This is a genomic window from Neobacillus drentensis (genome assembly GCF_021560175.1).
GTDB classification, from domain to species: Bacteria; Bacillota; Bacilli; order Bacillales; family Cytobacillaceae; genus Neobacillus; species Neobacillus drentensis_A.
Map to the genome: position 1 here is coordinate 4185798 of NZ_CP091110.1, position 15745 is coordinate 4201542.

Consider the following 15745-nt stretch of genomic DNA (forward strand, 5'->3'; position numbering starts at 1 on the left):
ATGCGAAAGCATTTTCGAGGAGTCTTCGCACTTTCCGCTCCAATCAACATGCTTAAAATCTACAATATCATTTAACACAGCCTACTTTTTAAATCTTAAATTTTGATGATGCTGGTCACTATCTTATCTATTCCTTTGTATATTAAATTCTCCATTTTATTGCGGAGTTCCTTTATAGACAAAGAAAAAACCTCTTCCATCCAGGAAGAGGCCTAAACAATTATTATTCCTTGGTTGCAGCTTCTAATGCCACTTCAATCATATCATTAAAGGTTAGTTGTCGTTCTTCTGCTGTTGTCTCTTCTCCTGTTAAGATATGATCACTAACAGTAAGAACGGATAGAGCCCTGCGATTAAACTTTGCAGCTAACGTATACAGAGCTGTTGTCTCCATCTCAATTGCAAGGATTTGATATTTAGCCCATTTTTCAAGGTCAGCATTATCATTATAAAATGAATCCGCTGTAAATATATTTCCTACTTTTAAATTAAGACCTTTAGCAACCCCTGCATCATAAGCCTTTCGTAGCAAGTCGAAATTTGCTGTAGGAGCAAAATCAACATGTCCAAAGGTGAGGCGATTGATATTGGAATCGGTTGAACTCGTCATCGCTAAAATTACATCACGAACTTTTACATCCTTTTGAATTGCTCCACAAGTGCCGACCCGAATTAAATTTTGAACATTGTAGCTTTGCATTAATTCGTTGACATAAATTGAAATGGAAGGAACACCCATTCCTGTTCCTTGCACAGAAATCCTTTTCCCTTTATAGGTACCGGTAAAACCAAACATATTCCGAACTTCATTGTAACATTTTGCATCCTCTAAAAATGTTTCCGCTATATATTTTGCCCGAAGTGGATCTCCAGGAAGTAAAACTGTTTCCGCAATTTCATTCTCTTTTGCCCCAATATGTACACTCATAATTAAACCTCCCAAAAAAGTAAGTACAGCAATAAGTTTGTACCATAGACACTATATCATAAACATATTTTATTGAAAACGAGGACATGATTTTTTTAAAATGTGGGATGCTATTTTTAAGGTCAAAGGAGGGGTAATGATGGGAAAAAAACACCGAGCACGTATACGTGGGAAAAAGAAGAATAATCACATCCCACCTGAAGCCATTGTGGCAGAGCATGATGCACATGCAAAAGAATTCAGTGCTGCAGACCGTAAAAACTGATTGCCTAAAACCATAAAAATTTAAAAAACCTAAGGTCACCCCTTAGGTTTTATGTATTTACCTAATATTAATTCGATTTACTGGTACCCATCCTCCAGATTTTAATTGATAATAAAAGTGGCCGTCACGGCCTTCATCAATTAAAATAATATCGCCAGTCGCCATAAATCTTCCTTTATAATTGTTCGGTATTCTGTCAGTCACATTAAAACGTCTAAAGGCTTCATCTAAACATTCCTTGCGGCTGTTAGCGGGAATTGTTATCCGATGAACCTCTTTATAACCTCTATGTTCACGATACTTTGGAGTTTGAAAGATCGTCACATCGTAAAGAATACTTGTCTTTTTCGTTAACATTTTGATCATCGTATCCCTCCAATTATTTATTATCTTATTTAGATAATTGGCGATAAAGGATGGTTTATCCTCCCTTGAAAGTCCACTTTTTTTGTCGATATTCATTTTTCAAGCGGAAACGGGATCAAAAAAAAAAACAGAGTCCTAAGACTCTATTCTGCTTAATACATCATGAATACCTTTGGATGGCGCTTTGAATTTTCTGCTGTAATGATGGAATATCCTCGTTAGTTATCGTTAATCTTACATTAGTCTCATCTGTTCCCAATGCCTCAGAGAACAATCCAGATAACCCTCGGGCTCGCCGATCAACTTGGAACATGATGTCAAGATTACCATTACCGGCTGGGAAGAAAACCACTTCCAATTCATCCAATCTTCCACGAAACAGGCCAGAAGCAGGAACAAACTCAAATTCCTGAACAAAGGGTAATCTCCCTCGCAGTCGGCGCGGTGCTTCCTCACAATCAGCTTCACGGATTCTAAACCCCAGCTGTTCAACTGTGTTGAATACAGTCGACATTAATGGGTTTGGTATCACTTTTAAGTAGTCCTTATCACTTGGGTCAACAGCACCTTTAATATCAAGCCCAGTAGTTACCCATACTTTTGAACGGCCAATCGAAAGTGGTGTGTCATACGGAAGCAGAAAAGAGAAAGGGATATCTTTTTGCTCATTGGCTCGTATCGTGAAAGGTGTGGTTAAACGAAATCGGTCTATCGTTGCTGTTACTGAGTATTTACGATCATCCGACTCTCTTAAGTAGGTTGTATTCAAGGCAAGATAAATCTCGTCAATCTGTTGGTGAACCTTCCCTCCTTTAATTACTACCACACCCTGAACAGTTTCTCCTGGCATGTACGTATCCTTTTCAAGCTTCGTGTCCACCTCAGCGGCTCCAATGCCTACACTGGCAAATACTTTGTTAAAAAATGACATCAATTCTCCCCCTTGTTACGTAACCTTCTAATATCTTCTCTGATTTGTGAACAATCATCATATGCTGTTTCAATCTGTAAGAGTCTTCTAATAATGTGTTTTGCCCTAGATGAAATATCTAATTCCTCTTCCCAGCTTTTTTCCTTTTTGTGCGTTTCAAAGGAAAAGTTAGAATAGAGTAAAAACAATAGAAAATGGCCAAGTCCATAAAAATCGGCTTGGGGATTAATCCTTTTTCGTAAATCTATCTGTTTTGTTCCTATTTTCTCTACTTTATCCTGCCCTATATATCTCCCTAACCCGAGGTCAATGAGCCTAACTTTCGACCCATTGAAAATCACATTTGGAATCCGTATATCCCGATGGATAATGTCCCTACTATGCAAAAATTCAATTAAGGTTAGCAATTCTTCAGCAATTTTAAAGGCGCCCAGTTCTGTTATGGACCAACCCTCAGAAAAAATAAGCTGTTCGAAATTTTTCCCCTCAATATACTCCATTGTATAAAAAGGTATTTTCTTGTCTGCTCCCTCTTCGAAATAATGAGGGAATCCTGGATGATTAATAGACTTTAATAATCCTTTTTCCAGTTCAAAGCCTTTTCTGCCCGACTTTGTCATTCTCTTATGAATCCTTAATGCTTTTAACACTTTCATTTGTTGGGTAGAGAGATCCATTACTAAATAACTGTGCCCATAGCTGCCCATGCCTAGATGTTTAATGACTTTAAATTTCCCAGCAATCACTTCTTCAGACGGTATGGGTCTTTCCAACAAATTCGCCAAGAACAACACGGACCGTTTTAACATTTAATACCTTTTTAGCTGCTAAAAAAACTAGACAAAAAACTGCCGCTTTTATATTTATTTTTTTTGTAATGATGGTGACCATAGTGACTATGCTTATGGTGATTCATTTTTTTCCATGCATCACTTGAGGATGAATATTTGTGATGATGGGTAAGTTTACTGTTAAAAAGAGACTTAAGGATTTTCTTTAACATAAAAACCCCTCCTTAGATTCGTAATCATATATACGAGGCAGACAGATAAAGGTTTCAGCAAAACAAAAAAAAAAATCCAAATCTCATAGGCGTTAAGGTTCATATGTAATACAAACAAAAAGCGAGCAGATGCTCGTCTTTTGCCATTCTATCATTAATGAGGATGACGCTTTTACGAGATTGTTAGTCATCCTCTACTTCTTCATCAATAATACTCTTTTCAATAAGATATTCGAAGGTTATATCTGCGAGTTCTTCTAATTCTTCTTCGCTAGGAACGTAACCCCGCTTCACCAGCTCATGAAAGAAAAATTCAGCAATTTCTTCCGTATCAATAAACACTTCGATTTCTCTCATAGCATCGCCCCCCTTTTTAGAGAATGTATGATGGTCATAGCTTTTTCATGCTAGTTACTTTTGAAGGGGAAAATCATATAAAAAATTTTCATTAAGATTTTTTTGTCTTATTTTTGATGGACAAGCATAGGATGTAAAAAAGACTTGATGAGGTGATTGAATGTCAAATTTCCAATTGAAGTTAGAGGCATTTATTGAAGATGTTAATAAGGAGGATGGATACACCCTCCGACTAGTTGACAAGTTAACTAATTTCATGTTTTCAATCATTAAATGGGCTGGAATTCCCTTTGTTCTCTATTTATTGATCGAGATCTCAAGATGGTAGTTAAACATGGCTTTTCCCATCGTTATTTACCAGGCTTTCTAATTTCCTAAGAATGACCCGCATTACTTGATAGTATTCTTGGTCTTGAAACATTTCGTATAAAATTCGGTAATCATTAAATATGTCCAACAAGTTGTCAATTAATTCCTTTTTTTCTTTTTTTCGTTCTATTTCCTCAAATTCTGCCTTTCGAACCATGCTCTGAACTTTAGGATTTTTATCTGTCTTTTCTTGCTTATTGACTAAGTATAGAAGACCCAATTTTTGGATGAAGGTATCTGCATTCTCGGCATCGGCGACAAGGGTTAATTCCTCTTCGCCTGCTTCGAGCCAATCTCCATCACTGACCCTAGATAATTCATATATGACATCTTCCCAGGCGTCTTCTTTGTAGCGCCAAATTTCTGTTCGAAAACCGACTACCTTGAATAAATCAGCTCCATAACCACTAACTTGAACTAAGTCGCCGAAAAAGAATTTATACTCAATATCAATCTGTTCTTGCTCAACAACAGTTCCTTCATATTCAGAGAGTAACTGCAGGGCTTCTTCTATATAAAGGCCCTCACTCTTATTTACTTCATAAACATAGTTGCCATCTAATAATTTGATATCGGTAACTTTTCCAACCGTACCATAAATGGTGATCACGACAGTATCACCGATCTTATATTTTGGTTTTTTTCTCTTTGCCATATCCTCCCATCCCCTCAAATGGATTAGTCGTGTATGATGATTACAATATTATATGCAGGGTTAAAAATATCGCGCATGACAATTTTTGAAATAAAAAAATCGCCTTCTTAAGGCGATCGATTAGTGGATATTTAGCTTTCAGAATGAATATAATCTTCCCAGGCTTCATCAAAAACCGTCATTGATTTCAAATACTGTCCGTTCATTTCTAGATAGGAACTAATTTCATGATAGTCCACAGAAGTTTTTGGAAAACTATGATCCAAAAACGCATGGTTTGCAAAAACACTGATCTCATCCTTTGGAGCAGGATGTCTATATTTCATTAAAAAATGATAAAATGATTTTCTCATACTTTCTAACGCCTTTCTTGTCCAATTCGGAAACAAGTCATTTTCCTTATGAATTACTATAACGGATACGGAAAGTATCGTCCAGTTGGACTTACTGAAAGTGGAATGACAAAAAAACAGCCTCTTAAAGGCTGCTCTTTTGCTAACTCGTAAAGTCAAAATAGTTCTTTTTTAATAATCTTGGCCTGTTCATTAACTCTTCGTAAGAAATTACTTTTCCAATTTTCCTGCAATCAATTAAAAACAACTGATCCTCTATTTCTTTAACAATCCTCTCGCTCTGGTAAATCATATGACAATCACCGCAATGTTCGGTTGGTGTATCTGTTATTTCAATCGCTCGTGAGCCGTCCGGTAATTCCCAGAAAACAGAGTCATGATCAGCCTTCACATTGGAACTATTACACCATTCACATTCCACTTTCATCACAAACTCCTCCTCCTATTCCTTCATTGGTCTGATTGTCTAATTCGAATTTTGACCCGTGTTATTGTCCTTTTCTTTCTCTGTCAAGGCTTTGAATTTTTTTTCCTTTAATTCATCCCGTTTACTCCGTTTATCTTTTAGTGACGAATGGGCAGGATCCTGATGGTATTGTTTTCGGCGATTGAGTCGGTTTAAACCTTCCGGAACTAAATTGAAGTGCTGATCATTCATAATCCCAGCAATCCCAGCGTGGGATTTTTTCTCTGCCATATCCGGATACACTTTCTCAAAATATTCTTCCGCCCTGCCGGGAACGTAGTTTTCAGGTTCCGGATAGGAAGTAATCACGCCTTCAAAATTTCGGAGAACGACCTTTTCTGGACTTTGGGAAATTAAATAGTTCGGCTGCAAAGCAATTTTCCCGCCGCCGCCTGGAGCATCGACGACAAAGGTTGGCACAGCATATCCGCTCGTATGTCCCCGCAACCCCTCGATAATTTCCAGTCCTTTAGAAACAGGAGCACGGAAATGCCCAATTCCCTCTGAAAGATCACATTGATAGATATAGTAAGGACGGACACGGATTTTCACCAAGTCGTGCATGAGCCTTTTCATAATTGGAACGCTATCATTAATTCCTGCAAGAATGACCGATTGGTTTCCAACAGGAACACCGGCATTAGCCAGCATTTCACACGCTTTTTTTGAGTCTTCGGTAATTTCAATTGAGGTATTAAAATGGGTATTCAGCCAGATTGGGTGATATTTTTTTAAAATATTACAGAGGTTTTCGGTAATCCGCTGCGGGAAGACCACTGGTGCCCTCGTTCCAATTCGGATTATTTCCACATGATCAATTTCACGTAAATTTTTCAAGATATATTCTAAAATATTGTCATTAATCAACAATCCATCCCCGCCGGAAATTAAAACATCGCGCACCTCTGGAGTTTGTCTGATGTAGGAAATTGCTGAATCAAGCTGTTTCTTTGGTACACCCATGCCAATTTGACCCGAAAAGCGCCTTCTCGTACAATAACGGCAGTACATGGAGCATTGATTGGTAACGAGAAAAAGCACCCGGTCAGGATAGCGGTGTGTTAATCCCGGTACTGGTGAGTCCTCATCTTCATGCAAGGGATCTTCTAGGTCATATTTGGTTTTGTAGATTTCTTTTGAAATAGGTACCGATTGCATCCGAATCGGACAGCTAGGATCATCTGGATTCATTAATGAGGCGTAATAGGGTGTGATATTTAAGGGAATGGTCTTAGTGGAAATTCTTACACCCTCTTCTTCATCAGGAGTTAAGTGGATGACCTTTTTTAAATCTTCGACTGTACGAATCGTATTGGTTAACTGCCATAGCCAGTCATTCCACTGTTCCTCGGTAACGTTTTTCCAAAGCTCTATATCTTGCCAATGTCTGGTTGGTTTATATAAAAATGATTTCATATCAGTTCCCCCTAACTTGCTTTATTAAATAATATGCAAGAATCGTGCCAACTCTACAATCCGTTAAAAAAGCTAATTCTTGATTGATTATCTTTTTTAATTCAAAAAAAACCGCCGAAAATTCGGCGGTTAGTAAGGGATTTTTTTTAATTTATATTGAAGAGTCTGCCGTGGAATATCTAGGAGTTTGGCAGCTTGATTGATATTTCCCTTAGACAGGTCTAGAGCACTTATGATTAGCTTTTTCTCCATATCGACCAAGTTCTTTCTTAATGATAGATTGTCGGAAGAATGGTTAATTCCTTGAGCACCAGCAGAATTCGGCTTCAGGATAACCGGCAAATCATCGAACCTAAGGAGATTTCCCTCACATACATTCATCATGTATTCAAGCGTATGTTTAAGTTCCCGGACGTTTCCAGGCCATTGATAACCCGTTAGGAATATCTCTAGATTTTTTTCAACACCTTGAATGTTCTTATTTAAAAGCCTATTAAACTCTTGTATAAAAAAATCGGTTAAGTACAAGATATCCTCTCTCCTTTCCCTTAATGGCAGGAGAGAAAAGGTAAACACGTTTAAGCGATAATAAAGATCATGGCGTATCTTCTTTTCTTGGAGGGCTAATTGCGGGTGGACATTCATGGCTGCAATAACACGGACATTGACGGAAATATTTTGTGAGCTTCCTACCCTGCGAATCATTCCGTCTTCCAATACCCGTAACAGTTTAGCCTGAAGCTCTACTGGCATTGTATGAAGTTCATCGAGAAAAAGGGTGCCGCCGTCAGCCAATTCAAACAGTCCTTTACGGTCGACCGCCCCTGTATAACTACCTTTTGCTGTTCCAAACAGGATGCTTTCAAGCAGCGTTTCGGGGATAGCTGCGCAATTTTGAGCTACAAATGGACCATCCGAACGATGGGACTCATGGTGAATGCCTTGGACCACCAATTCTTTTCCAGTTCCAGACTCCCCGTAGACAAGAATCGGTGCATCGGATTTTGCCAGTTTCTTAGCCTCTGCCTTGGTATGAATGAAATCAGGGTTAATCGTTCTAATATCATTCAGTGTATACTTTACCTGCTTTACACGCTTTTTAGAGTTGCTTTTAAAAAGACCTTTTTGTATGTCTAACAGCCTCTCAGCAAGCAGCTTCATTCTAGAAAAATCTTTGGCAATTTCCACCGCACCAACCATGTCGCCTTTAACAAAAATAGGCAGCGTGGTATTAATGGTGTCAATCCTCACTCCGTGAATATTTACGTATACTTGAGTTTGATTAAAAATGGGCTTTCCTTTTTTTATTACCTGTAAAAGAGTACTCGACTCTTCTGTTAAGGAAGGAAATACATCCATTAGATGCTTTCCCAACACTTCATCTACATTCATCCCATCATGCTTGGCAGCTACTTCATTATAAAAGACCGTCCTCCCTCCAGTATCGACTACATGGATTCCTTCATCGATACTTTTCAGAATGGCAGTCAAAACCTCTTGTGTTAAAGCCATTAATTGTCCTATTTTATTCACCTGCCTTTAAAAGAATCAGGGTGCTGAAAAATTGGCACCTAAGCCGAAATTTTAGCAGTTTGCCAGATTTTTTACCCACATATTCATATCCTCTAGTTTGTCATAGATGTAGCAATTATTCATGAATCTGCCTCTATAGGAATACCCCAGTTGAAATAATGCAGCATTCATCCCAAACGATAAAGCCCTAGCAATGGAATACGCACAAAAAATACCATTATTCATTAATTCCTTTTCCAGTTCCTGAAGGATTAGTTTCATAAGTCCATATTTCCGATGCTCGGTTAACGTTGCACAATCCGTTAGTTCAGCATTTTTGTAATAATCGTTTATCTCAGCAGAAGCCGTACTGACTATTTTCCCTTGATACGTAAAAACATAATAGATTGTCCCATCCTTCATGGTCTTTTTTACATAGTCAGGATTATGCAATGGTGTTGGGTAGATTTGAAATACTTGTTTATATAAGGCCGAAAGCTCGTCTACACTGTTCTCATCTGCCTTCTTTAATTCATATTCCTTTGGTGGGAGGGTTTTATCTAGTGAAGGGCTTAATTGATAGATACTTTGAATCATTCCATCTTCAGTAATCCAATGGTCATTCCTCTTGCGTTCAGGCGAATAAAATTTAGAAAAAAAGTGAGCGTCTGAGCCAAGAAAATAACGGTCCACTATGGCTTCAGGCTGAAATCCCGCTTCGATAAACGTTAAAAAGTCCTCACTTCGGCCTTTAATGATGAGTTTTTCCATTTGATGCTGTGTAACAAGCTCTGTTACTCTCTCCAATAAAAGTTTTGTATTTCCACGATAATCATCAACCCTGATTCGTTTATTAAATGGATCTACATATAATTCACAAAAATAGTTCGCTTCATTGACGTAAATAGTAGATGGGGTTTGGTTCATAAAGTCACTCCTCAACAACTTTCTATAAAAACGGAGCTTCGTTCTTCACTAAAAAAACGAGATTCAAGTCTGGCTGAAAATAGCCAGACTTAAACGTATACTCTCCAAATGATCGTCAGCTTTTTTTCATTAACATAATATGATTTTAGCAATCTGCAACTAAAAGTGCCAATTAGTGTGTTTCCGCTATTTCACACCATCTTAATATGGTCAAAGCGATGATTTTACTTGCTGCAAACAAATCATCTAGGAGGATATGTTCATTGGCATCATGTGCCAGTTCCGTTATACCGGGACCAAAGACGACAACAGGAGTATGGCCCACAGTCGAGAGGATTCCTCCGTCTGTACCCCAAGGGCTTGCTTCAATAACAGGCGGCTCTCCTTTTATTTCTATAAAGCTGTTCGTTAATTCACGGATTAACGGATGGTTGGTCTCAAGAGTTCCTGGCTGCCATCTGCCGCCAAACCATTCAAGCTTGAGCGGGTGTTTCTTCAGCCATTCATCCTGATCACACAAATTTTGCAAGCATTTTTCCATTTCCAACTGTGCAGATTGGATGCTTTCTTCAGGAGATACACCCATCCTTCCTTCAATTAAGGCGGTATCGGGGACGGATGAAGGCCACTCTCCACTCATCATTTTGCCAATATTAATGGGGATAGGGATTGGGATCTTTTTATAAAGAGGATCAGTAACTCTAGCATTTCGATCTTTCTCTAATCGTTGCAAGCTCTGAATCACTTGAAGAGATTTTTCAATAGCACTAATCCCTTCATATCTTGTTCCTCCATGTGCTGCTTTACCTGTAACCGTAATACGGAACCACATGGAACCTTGTTGTTTTGGAAACATCTTCATATTGGTTGGCTCAGGAATTATTGCCCCATCTGCCTGATAACCTCTTAAAACTGCCGCAAGTGTACCCGCTCCACCACTTTCTTCTTCAATGACACTCTGAAAAATAACATCCCCTTTCAGCTTTATACCAGAGGCAATAATCGCTTCCATTGCCATTAATAGGGCAACATTCCCTCCCTTCATATCGGTTGCCCCTCTTCCATAGAGCTTGCCGCACTCAATCGCCCCACTAAATGGATCATCCGCCCAGTTTGACTCATCTCCAACCGGGACTACATCAATATGACCATTTAAAATAATCGATCTTCCTCCACCAGCTCCTTTTAATACAGCGACCAGGTTCGGGTTTCCTTCAAAACTTTGGCGGTCGCAGCAGTAGGCTGGGTGGCTTTTTAATTCATCACCGCCAATTTCCCATATATCTAGTGTTAATCCAAGCTGGCGGCACTTCTCGATGACAATAGCTTGTGTACTGCTCTCATTTCCTCGTGTACTATTCTCTCGGACCAGCAGTTGTAAAAGTCGTGCTGCTCGAGCCTGATTTTCCTTCAGCCATTGCTTTACAAGGTGTTCATATTTTTCCATTGGGTTTCCCCCTTAAGCCAGATTTCCCGATTAGTAAGGTATGGTACGAATACTTTTACAAATGTTAAATTCACAGCCAGTTTTACTGGTCACATAATCAAGATCATATGGTGCAAATAATTCTGTCAAAAGCAATCCTTCTTTAGATACTTTAAAGACAGCTAATTCTGTAATAATCAAATCCACGCAGCGAGAGGAAGTTAAGGGTAGTGTACATGTATTAACAATTTTGGGCAGACCGTGTTTATCACAATGATTCATCACTACGATCACCTTTTTAGCCTTTTGCGCGAGTTCCATCGCTCCCCCCATGCCTGGCACTTTTTTTCCCGGAACAATCCAATTCGCCAAATCACCGTATTGACTTACCTGAAGTGAACCTAAAATGGTTATATCCACCCTGCCCCTGCGAATCATGCCAAATGCAACAGCACTATCGCAATAGGAACCACCCTTTATTAAGGTGGCCGGAAAGCCGCCGGCATTGCACAAATTCTCATCTTCTTCTCCTTTAACGGGACTGGGTCCCATTCCAGTAATCCCATTCTCTGCATGGAACATCACACGTGTTTCTTTTGACAGGTGGTTGGGAACAAGCGAGGGGATTCCAATCCCGAGATTAACCACCATTCCAGTCAGAATTTCCTCTGCTGCCCGTTTAGCCATTTGGTTTCTGATATCTACTCCCATGCCCATTGCCAATTCACCCCTTGCGTAGAAATGATATAGTCAACGAATACCCCAGGAGTAATAATTTCATCTGGGTCAAGACTTCCCAATGGTACAATTTCCTCTACCTCAGCAATGGTGATTTCTCCAGCCATTGCCACAAGCGGATTCGTATTACGGGCGCTTTTGTCATAGATTAAATTGCCATAGACATCTGCCTTTTTGGCATAGACAATTGAAACTTCGGCTGTTAAAGCCGTTTCCACTATATATTCGTTTCCATGAAGCTGATATCGTGGTTTGTCTCTAGATACGATTTCATTGTCCACCCCAATATCAGATAAAATAGCTGGCAGTCCCACCCCTCCAGCACGAATTCTTTCAGCTAATATTCCTTGTGGTGAGAACTCAACCTCCAGCTTTCCATCATGCATGAGCTGGCCCGCAACGGGATTTGAACCAATATGCGAGGCAATAACTTTTCTCGCGCGTCCCCGGCTGACTATCTTACCTATGCCAATATGGGGAAATCCTGTATCATTGCCAATTAAGGTAAGATCTTGAATACCCTTCTCCAATATCGCATCAATTATGGTTGGGGGTGTACCAACCCCTCCAAAACCGCCGAACATTAAGGTCATTCCATCGTAAAAACAATTCATAACAGCCTCTACGGTAGTTATTTTTCCAAATGGGTTTTCCATCTAATTTCCACCCCCCATTCCTGTACTTAATTCGTTCGAAAAAGCTGTAAAAGTGGCTTTTACCAGTAAGACCAATTCCTCCATCTCCCGTTTAGTAATGGTTAACGGAGGGGAAATAATAACGGCATCACCATTTACTCCATCTAATCCAGCACCTGCGGGGTAGATAAGTAATCCTTTCTCTTTAGCAAGTTCGATTATTTTTGCGGTAACAGTGGATGTCCTCGGAAAGGGTGTTTTCGTGTTTTGGTCTGCGACCAGTTCAATCCCCAGCAGCAAGCCCTTTCCTCGGACGTCTCCAATAAAAGAGAATTGTGACTTTAACTTTTCAAGCTGATTTTTCAAATAGATCCCCTTCGATTCTACTTCTTTCACAATCCCGTTTTTTTCTAAGTATTCCAATACTGCCAAAGACACTGCACATGACTGTGGGTTTGCACTCAAGGTATGTCCGCTCATTACTGACTTTGAACCAGCTAGTATCGGCTCCATGACTTTGTCACTTGCTACAGCAGCAGCAATAGGGGCAAATCCTGCCCCCATTCCTTTTCCAAATGCAACAATATCAGGTACGATTCCCCATTGCTCACAGGCTAACATCGTTCCTGTCCGCCCAAAGCCAGTCATTACCTCATCTGCGATAAACAGGATGCCATTATCGTCACAGATTTTCTTTATCTGTTTAAAATAATCTTTTGGCGGAGCAATCGCCCCCCCCGCTGCTCCAATTACTGGTTCAGCTATAAAGGCCGCGACTTGTTCAGCACCTATTCGCTTAATTGAGGTCTCTAATTCATGGGCACACAAGTAATTACAAGAGGGGGCTTCCAGATTGTAAGGACAACGGTAGCAATAGGGTGGATGAATGGCAGGAAAATCTTCTAAGAGAGGAACAAACCGCGCCCTTCTTCCTGGATGACCAGACATCGAGAGCGCTCCCATTGTAATACCATGATAACTAACCCATCTTGAAAGAATCTTTGTCTTTGTATGAATCCCTTGTTCTTGCCAGTATTGGATGGCCATTTTCATAGCAGTCTCGGTTGCTTCGGAACCACTGTTCACAAAAAAACTCCAATTTAGCTCCCCCGGTATCATTTCTGCAATTTTTTCGGCAAGTTTTTCAGCAGCTTCACTTGTAAATTGTGAACGATAAACAAAAGAGACTTTTTTGGCCTGTTCCAGCATCGCTTCCATGATTTCCGTTACACCATGACCGATGTTCGCAGTCACTGCACCGGAAGCAGCATCCAGATATTTTTTTCCTTCCATATCAAATAAATAAACCCCTTTGCCATAATCAATGACCGGGTATAATTCATCTAACATCGGTTTGATTAGAAATGATTTTTCCACCATGGACACCACTTTCTTTATCGAAATAAGTAGTAGTTATATTCCATTGTATGAAGTGATTTTTCATTCTATCATCTCATTTCTTCAGGTCTGCTAAAGAAATATTGCATTTTTACGTAAAAGTTTGAACCTAAAAAAGAAAGCTGACCCTCAGGGGTCAGCCATTTCGTTTTATTAATAAGTCCAGCTTGCGCCAATGATGATTAACAAAATAAATAAAACAACAATTAACGCAAATCCGCCAAAGCCGAAGCCAAAGCCTCCGCATCCACCTACTGGGTATGAAGGATAACCACAGCAGCCATCAAAACCATAACCGTAACCATGATACATTTCACATTCACTCCTCAATAAATATTTCTCTTTACATATGTACACTATGAACTAGATGCTTGACCTGTATGTGCATTCGCCTATATGATGAGAGACAATGATATTTTTGTGGGTGATAAGATGAAATCAATATTAAAGAATTTTATTAATGGTATTTTAACCATTGTTCCGATTATTTTGGTTATTTATGTTATTTACAAAACCTTTGTATTTTTAGACAGTATCCTTGGCAACTCATTAAGACCCTACTTCAAAGATGATTACATACCCGGATTTGGTCTTTTAACCACTGTCATCCTAATAACCGTTTTAGGCTGGATGTCCACCAAATATATAACCGGAAAGATCATTAAATTAATTGATTACCTGCTTGAAAAAATCCCTGTTGTTAAGACGATTTATTCGGTTATAAAAGATACCGTTCAATCCTTTCTCGGTGATAAGAAATCTTTCTCTAAAGTGGCTTTGGTGGTAATCCCCGGAACAGAAATGAGAAGTATTGGATTTATTACATCAGAGGAATTGGAGGATTTTTTTACTCCCCTAAAGGACCATGTAGCCGTCTATATTCCGCAAACATTTCAGGTTGCCGGATTTACTTTTTTAATTCCTAAAGACCAAGTAGAGATTATTGATGTGAAGGCAGAGGATGCCATGAAGTTTGTCCTCTCTGGCGGAATGACATCGACCTCTAAACAGAAGTCATAGGAGAATTATTTTTCAAGAAAAAGGCGTCCTAGATGGACGCCCTTTTTATTTGTCATTAAATAGGTTGATAAATTCCTTGTAGCCTTCTTCCTCAAGCTTCTCTTTTGGGATGAACCTTAACGCCGCTGAGTTAATACAATAGCGCAAACCTGTTGGCTGTGGTCCATCATCAAAGACATGCCCTAAATGGGAATTAGCTGATTTACTTCGGACCTCTGTCCGAATCATAAAATGACTATAATCTTCTTTTTCAAGTACTTCATCAGCTTCAATTGGTTTCGTAAAGCTTGGCCACCCGCAGCCGGCATCAAATTTATCAAGCGAACTAAATAATGGCTTACCAGAAACGATGTCTACATAGATACCATCCCTTGTTTCATTCCAATATTCATTTCGAAAAGGAGGTTCTGTTCCATTTTTTTGCGTAACCTCATATTGCATGGGTGTTAATTCTTTTTTTAATTCCTTATTTTCCATGTTCGTCCCCCCAATGTCTTTCAATAAACCCAGCACGGCCGGAACCGACATGATATGACTCATAATGAGCTCTATTTTTCCTATAATAGTGCTGGTGGTATTCTTCAGCAGGATAAAAAGTTTTTGCTGGCAATATAGGCGTCACAATTGGCTTTGAGAAGCGCCCGCTCTCTTCAAGTGCTTGTTTAGATTTTTCAGCAAGCTCTTTTTGGATTTCATTATGATAAAAGATGGCTGTCTTGTAGGATTGGCCGCGATCATAGAATTGACCGCCCGGATCGGTTGGATCAATTTGCTGCCAAAATAATTCCAATAATTTTTCATACGGAAAAATATCCGGATCAAAGGTAATTTGAACGGCTTCATAATGTCCAGTCGTATCGGAACAAACCTGTTGATAGGTTGGATTTTCTATTGTTCCCCCTGTATATCCAGACAAAACACTGATAATCCCCGGCTGTTCATCAAACGGCTTGACCATACACCAAAAACAGCCACCGGCA

The 15745-nt window shown here is 39.4% G+C and carries 22 protein-coding genes; 3 read left to right on the forward strand and 19 right to left on the reverse strand.

Features of this window, described 5'->3' with window-relative positions:
* Positions 1–223 precede the first annotated feature (223 nt).
* Positions 224–928, reverse strand: a complete 705-nt coding sequence (gene deoD, locus L1999_RS19630) for a purine-nucleoside phosphorylase (protein ID WP_235740089.1) — start codon at positions 926–928, stop codon at positions 224–226.
* Positions 929–1064: 136 nt separating this feature from the next.
* Here deoD and L1999_RS29680 point away from each other — a divergent pair, with 136 nt between their 5' ends.
* Positions 1065–1193: a hypothetical protein gene (locus L1999_RS29680; protein ID WP_275677748.1), complete on the forward strand. Its 129-nt coding sequence runs from the start codon at positions 1065–1067 to the stop codon at positions 1191–1193.
* Positions 1194–1250: 57 nt separating this feature from the next.
* Here L1999_RS29680 and L1999_RS19635 read toward each other — a convergent pair whose 3' ends face one another.
* The 5 genes from L1999_RS19635 to L1999_RS19655 all read right to left on the reverse strand — a co-directional run bounded on the left by L1999_RS19635 (position 1251) and on the right by L1999_RS19655 (position 3850).
* Complete coding sequence (locus L1999_RS19635) at positions 1251–1559, reverse strand: YodL domain-containing protein (RefSeq protein ID WP_235740090.1); 309 nt, start codon at positions 1557–1559, stop codon at positions 1251–1253.
* Between the two features lie 160 nt (positions 1560–1719).
* The gene (locus L1999_RS19640; RefSeq protein WP_235740091.1) at positions 1720–2490 is read right to left on the reverse strand and encodes a sporulation protein; all 771 of its coding nucleotides are present in this window, start codon (positions 2488–2490) and stop codon (positions 1720–1722) included.
* Positions 2490–3299 carry a serine/threonine protein kinase gene (locus tag L1999_RS19645; protein ID WP_235740092.1) on the reverse strand — a complete coding sequence of 270 codons (810 nt, stop codon included), beginning with the start codon at positions 3297–3299 and terminating at the stop codon, positions 2490–2492. Before L1999_RS19645 ends, L1999_RS19640 begins: the two co-directional genes overlap by 1 nt.
* 11 nt (positions 3300–3310) lie before the next feature.
* Positions 3311–3493, reverse strand: a complete 183-nt coding sequence (locus L1999_RS19650; RefSeq protein WP_235740093.1) for a hypothetical protein — start codon at positions 3491–3493, stop codon at positions 3311–3313.
* A gap of 183 nt (positions 3494–3676) precedes the next feature.
* Positions 3677–3850 (reverse strand): YozD family protein, encoded by a 174-nt coding sequence (locus L1999_RS19655; RefSeq protein ID WP_098529412.1) that lies wholly within the window; start codon positions 3848–3850, stop codon positions 3677–3679.
* A 160-nt stretch (positions 3851–4010) separates the two neighbouring features.
* Between L1999_RS19655 and L1999_RS19660 the strand changes: the two genes are divergently transcribed.
* Positions 4011–4178 carry a hypothetical protein gene (locus L1999_RS19660; RefSeq protein ID WP_235740094.1) on the forward strand — a complete coding sequence of 56 codons (168 nt, stop codon included), beginning with the start codon at positions 4011–4013 and terminating at the stop codon, positions 4176–4178.
* Here the strand turns inward: L1999_RS19660 and L1999_RS19665 are convergent, their stop codons facing one another.
* From L1999_RS19665 to L1999_RS29900, 11 genes are all read right to left on the reverse strand, one after another.
* Positions 4179–4874 carry a hypothetical protein gene (locus L1999_RS19665; RefSeq protein WP_235740095.1) on the reverse strand — a complete coding sequence of 232 codons (696 nt, stop codon included), beginning with the start codon at positions 4872–4874 and terminating at the stop codon, positions 4179–4181. It lies immediately after the preceding gene.
* 131 nt (positions 4875–5005) lie between these two features.
* Positions 5006–5227, reverse strand: coding sequence for a YozE family protein (locus tag L1999_RS19670; RefSeq protein WP_235740096.1), 222 nt, complete (start codon positions 5225–5227; stop codon positions 5006–5008).
* 142 nt (positions 5228–5369) lie between these two features.
* Entirely contained in the window at positions 5370–5654 is a 285-nt protein-coding gene (locus tag L1999_RS19675; protein ID WP_235744404.1) for a YokU family protein, read from the reverse strand.
* 39 nt (positions 5655–5693) lie between these two features.
* Positions 5694–7109 carry a lysine 2,3-aminomutase gene (ablA, locus tag L1999_RS19680; RefSeq protein WP_235740097.1) on the reverse strand — a complete coding sequence of 472 codons (1416 nt, stop codon included), beginning with the start codon at positions 7107–7109 and terminating at the stop codon, positions 5694–5696.
* 129 nt (positions 7110–7238) lie between these two features.
* Positions 7239–8621: a sigma-54 interaction domain-containing protein gene (locus L1999_RS19685; RefSeq protein ID WP_235740098.1), complete on the reverse strand. Its 1383-nt coding sequence runs from the start codon at positions 8619–8621 to the stop codon at positions 7239–7241.
* Between the two features lie 72 nt (positions 8622–8693).
* Positions 8694–9548, reverse strand: coding sequence for a putative beta-lysine N-acetyltransferase (gene ablB / locus L1999_RS19690; protein ID WP_235740099.1), 855 nt, complete (start codon positions 9546–9548; stop codon positions 8694–8696).
* Positions 9549–9720: 172 nt separating this feature from the next.
* Positions 9721–10995, reverse strand: coding sequence for a peptidase (locus L1999_RS19695; protein ID WP_235740100.1), 1275 nt, complete (start codon positions 10993–10995; stop codon positions 9721–9723).
* Between the two features lie 30 nt (positions 10996–11025).
* Positions 11026–11691, reverse strand: a complete 666-nt coding sequence (locus L1999_RS19700) for a 3-oxoacid CoA-transferase subunit B (protein ID WP_235740101.1) — start codon at positions 11689–11691, stop codon at positions 11026–11028.
* Positions 11676–12368, reverse strand: a complete 693-nt coding sequence (locus L1999_RS19705) for a CoA transferase subunit A (RefSeq protein WP_235740102.1) — start codon at positions 12366–12368, stop codon at positions 11676–11678. Before L1999_RS19705 ends, L1999_RS19700 begins: the two co-directional genes overlap by 16 nt.
* Positions 12369–13724, reverse strand: a complete 1356-nt coding sequence (locus L1999_RS19710; protein ID WP_235744405.1) for an aspartate aminotransferase family protein — start codon at positions 13722–13724, stop codon at positions 12369–12371. It abuts the gene before it with no gap.
* 174 nt (positions 13725–13898) lie between these two features.
* Positions 13899–14057, reverse strand: a complete 159-nt coding sequence (locus L1999_RS29900) for a YjcZ family sporulation protein (protein WP_430539979.1) — start codon at positions 14055–14057, stop codon at positions 13899–13901.
* 120 nt (positions 14058–14177) lie between these two features.
* Between L1999_RS29900 and L1999_RS19720 the strand changes: the two genes are divergently transcribed.
* Complete coding sequence (locus tag L1999_RS19720; protein WP_235740103.1) at positions 14178–14765, forward strand: DUF502 domain-containing protein; 588 nt, start codon at positions 14178–14180, stop codon at positions 14763–14765.
* A gap of 45 nt (positions 14766–14810) precedes the next feature.
* Here the strand turns inward: L1999_RS19720 and msrB are convergent, their stop codons facing one another.
* Both msrB and msrA read right to left on the reverse strand, forming a co-directional pair.
* Positions 14811–15242 (reverse strand): peptide-methionine (R)-S-oxide reductase MsrB, encoded by a 432-nt coding sequence (gene msrB, locus L1999_RS19725; protein ID WP_235740104.1) that lies wholly within the window; start codon positions 15240–15242, stop codon positions 14811–14813.
* Complete coding sequence (msrA, locus tag L1999_RS19730) at positions 15232–15723, reverse strand: peptide-methionine (S)-S-oxide reductase MsrA (RefSeq protein ID WP_430540050.1); 492 nt, start codon at positions 15721–15723, stop codon at positions 15232–15234. Before msrA ends, msrB begins: the two co-directional genes overlap by 11 nt.
* Between the last annotated feature and the right edge of the window lie 22 nt (positions 15724–15745).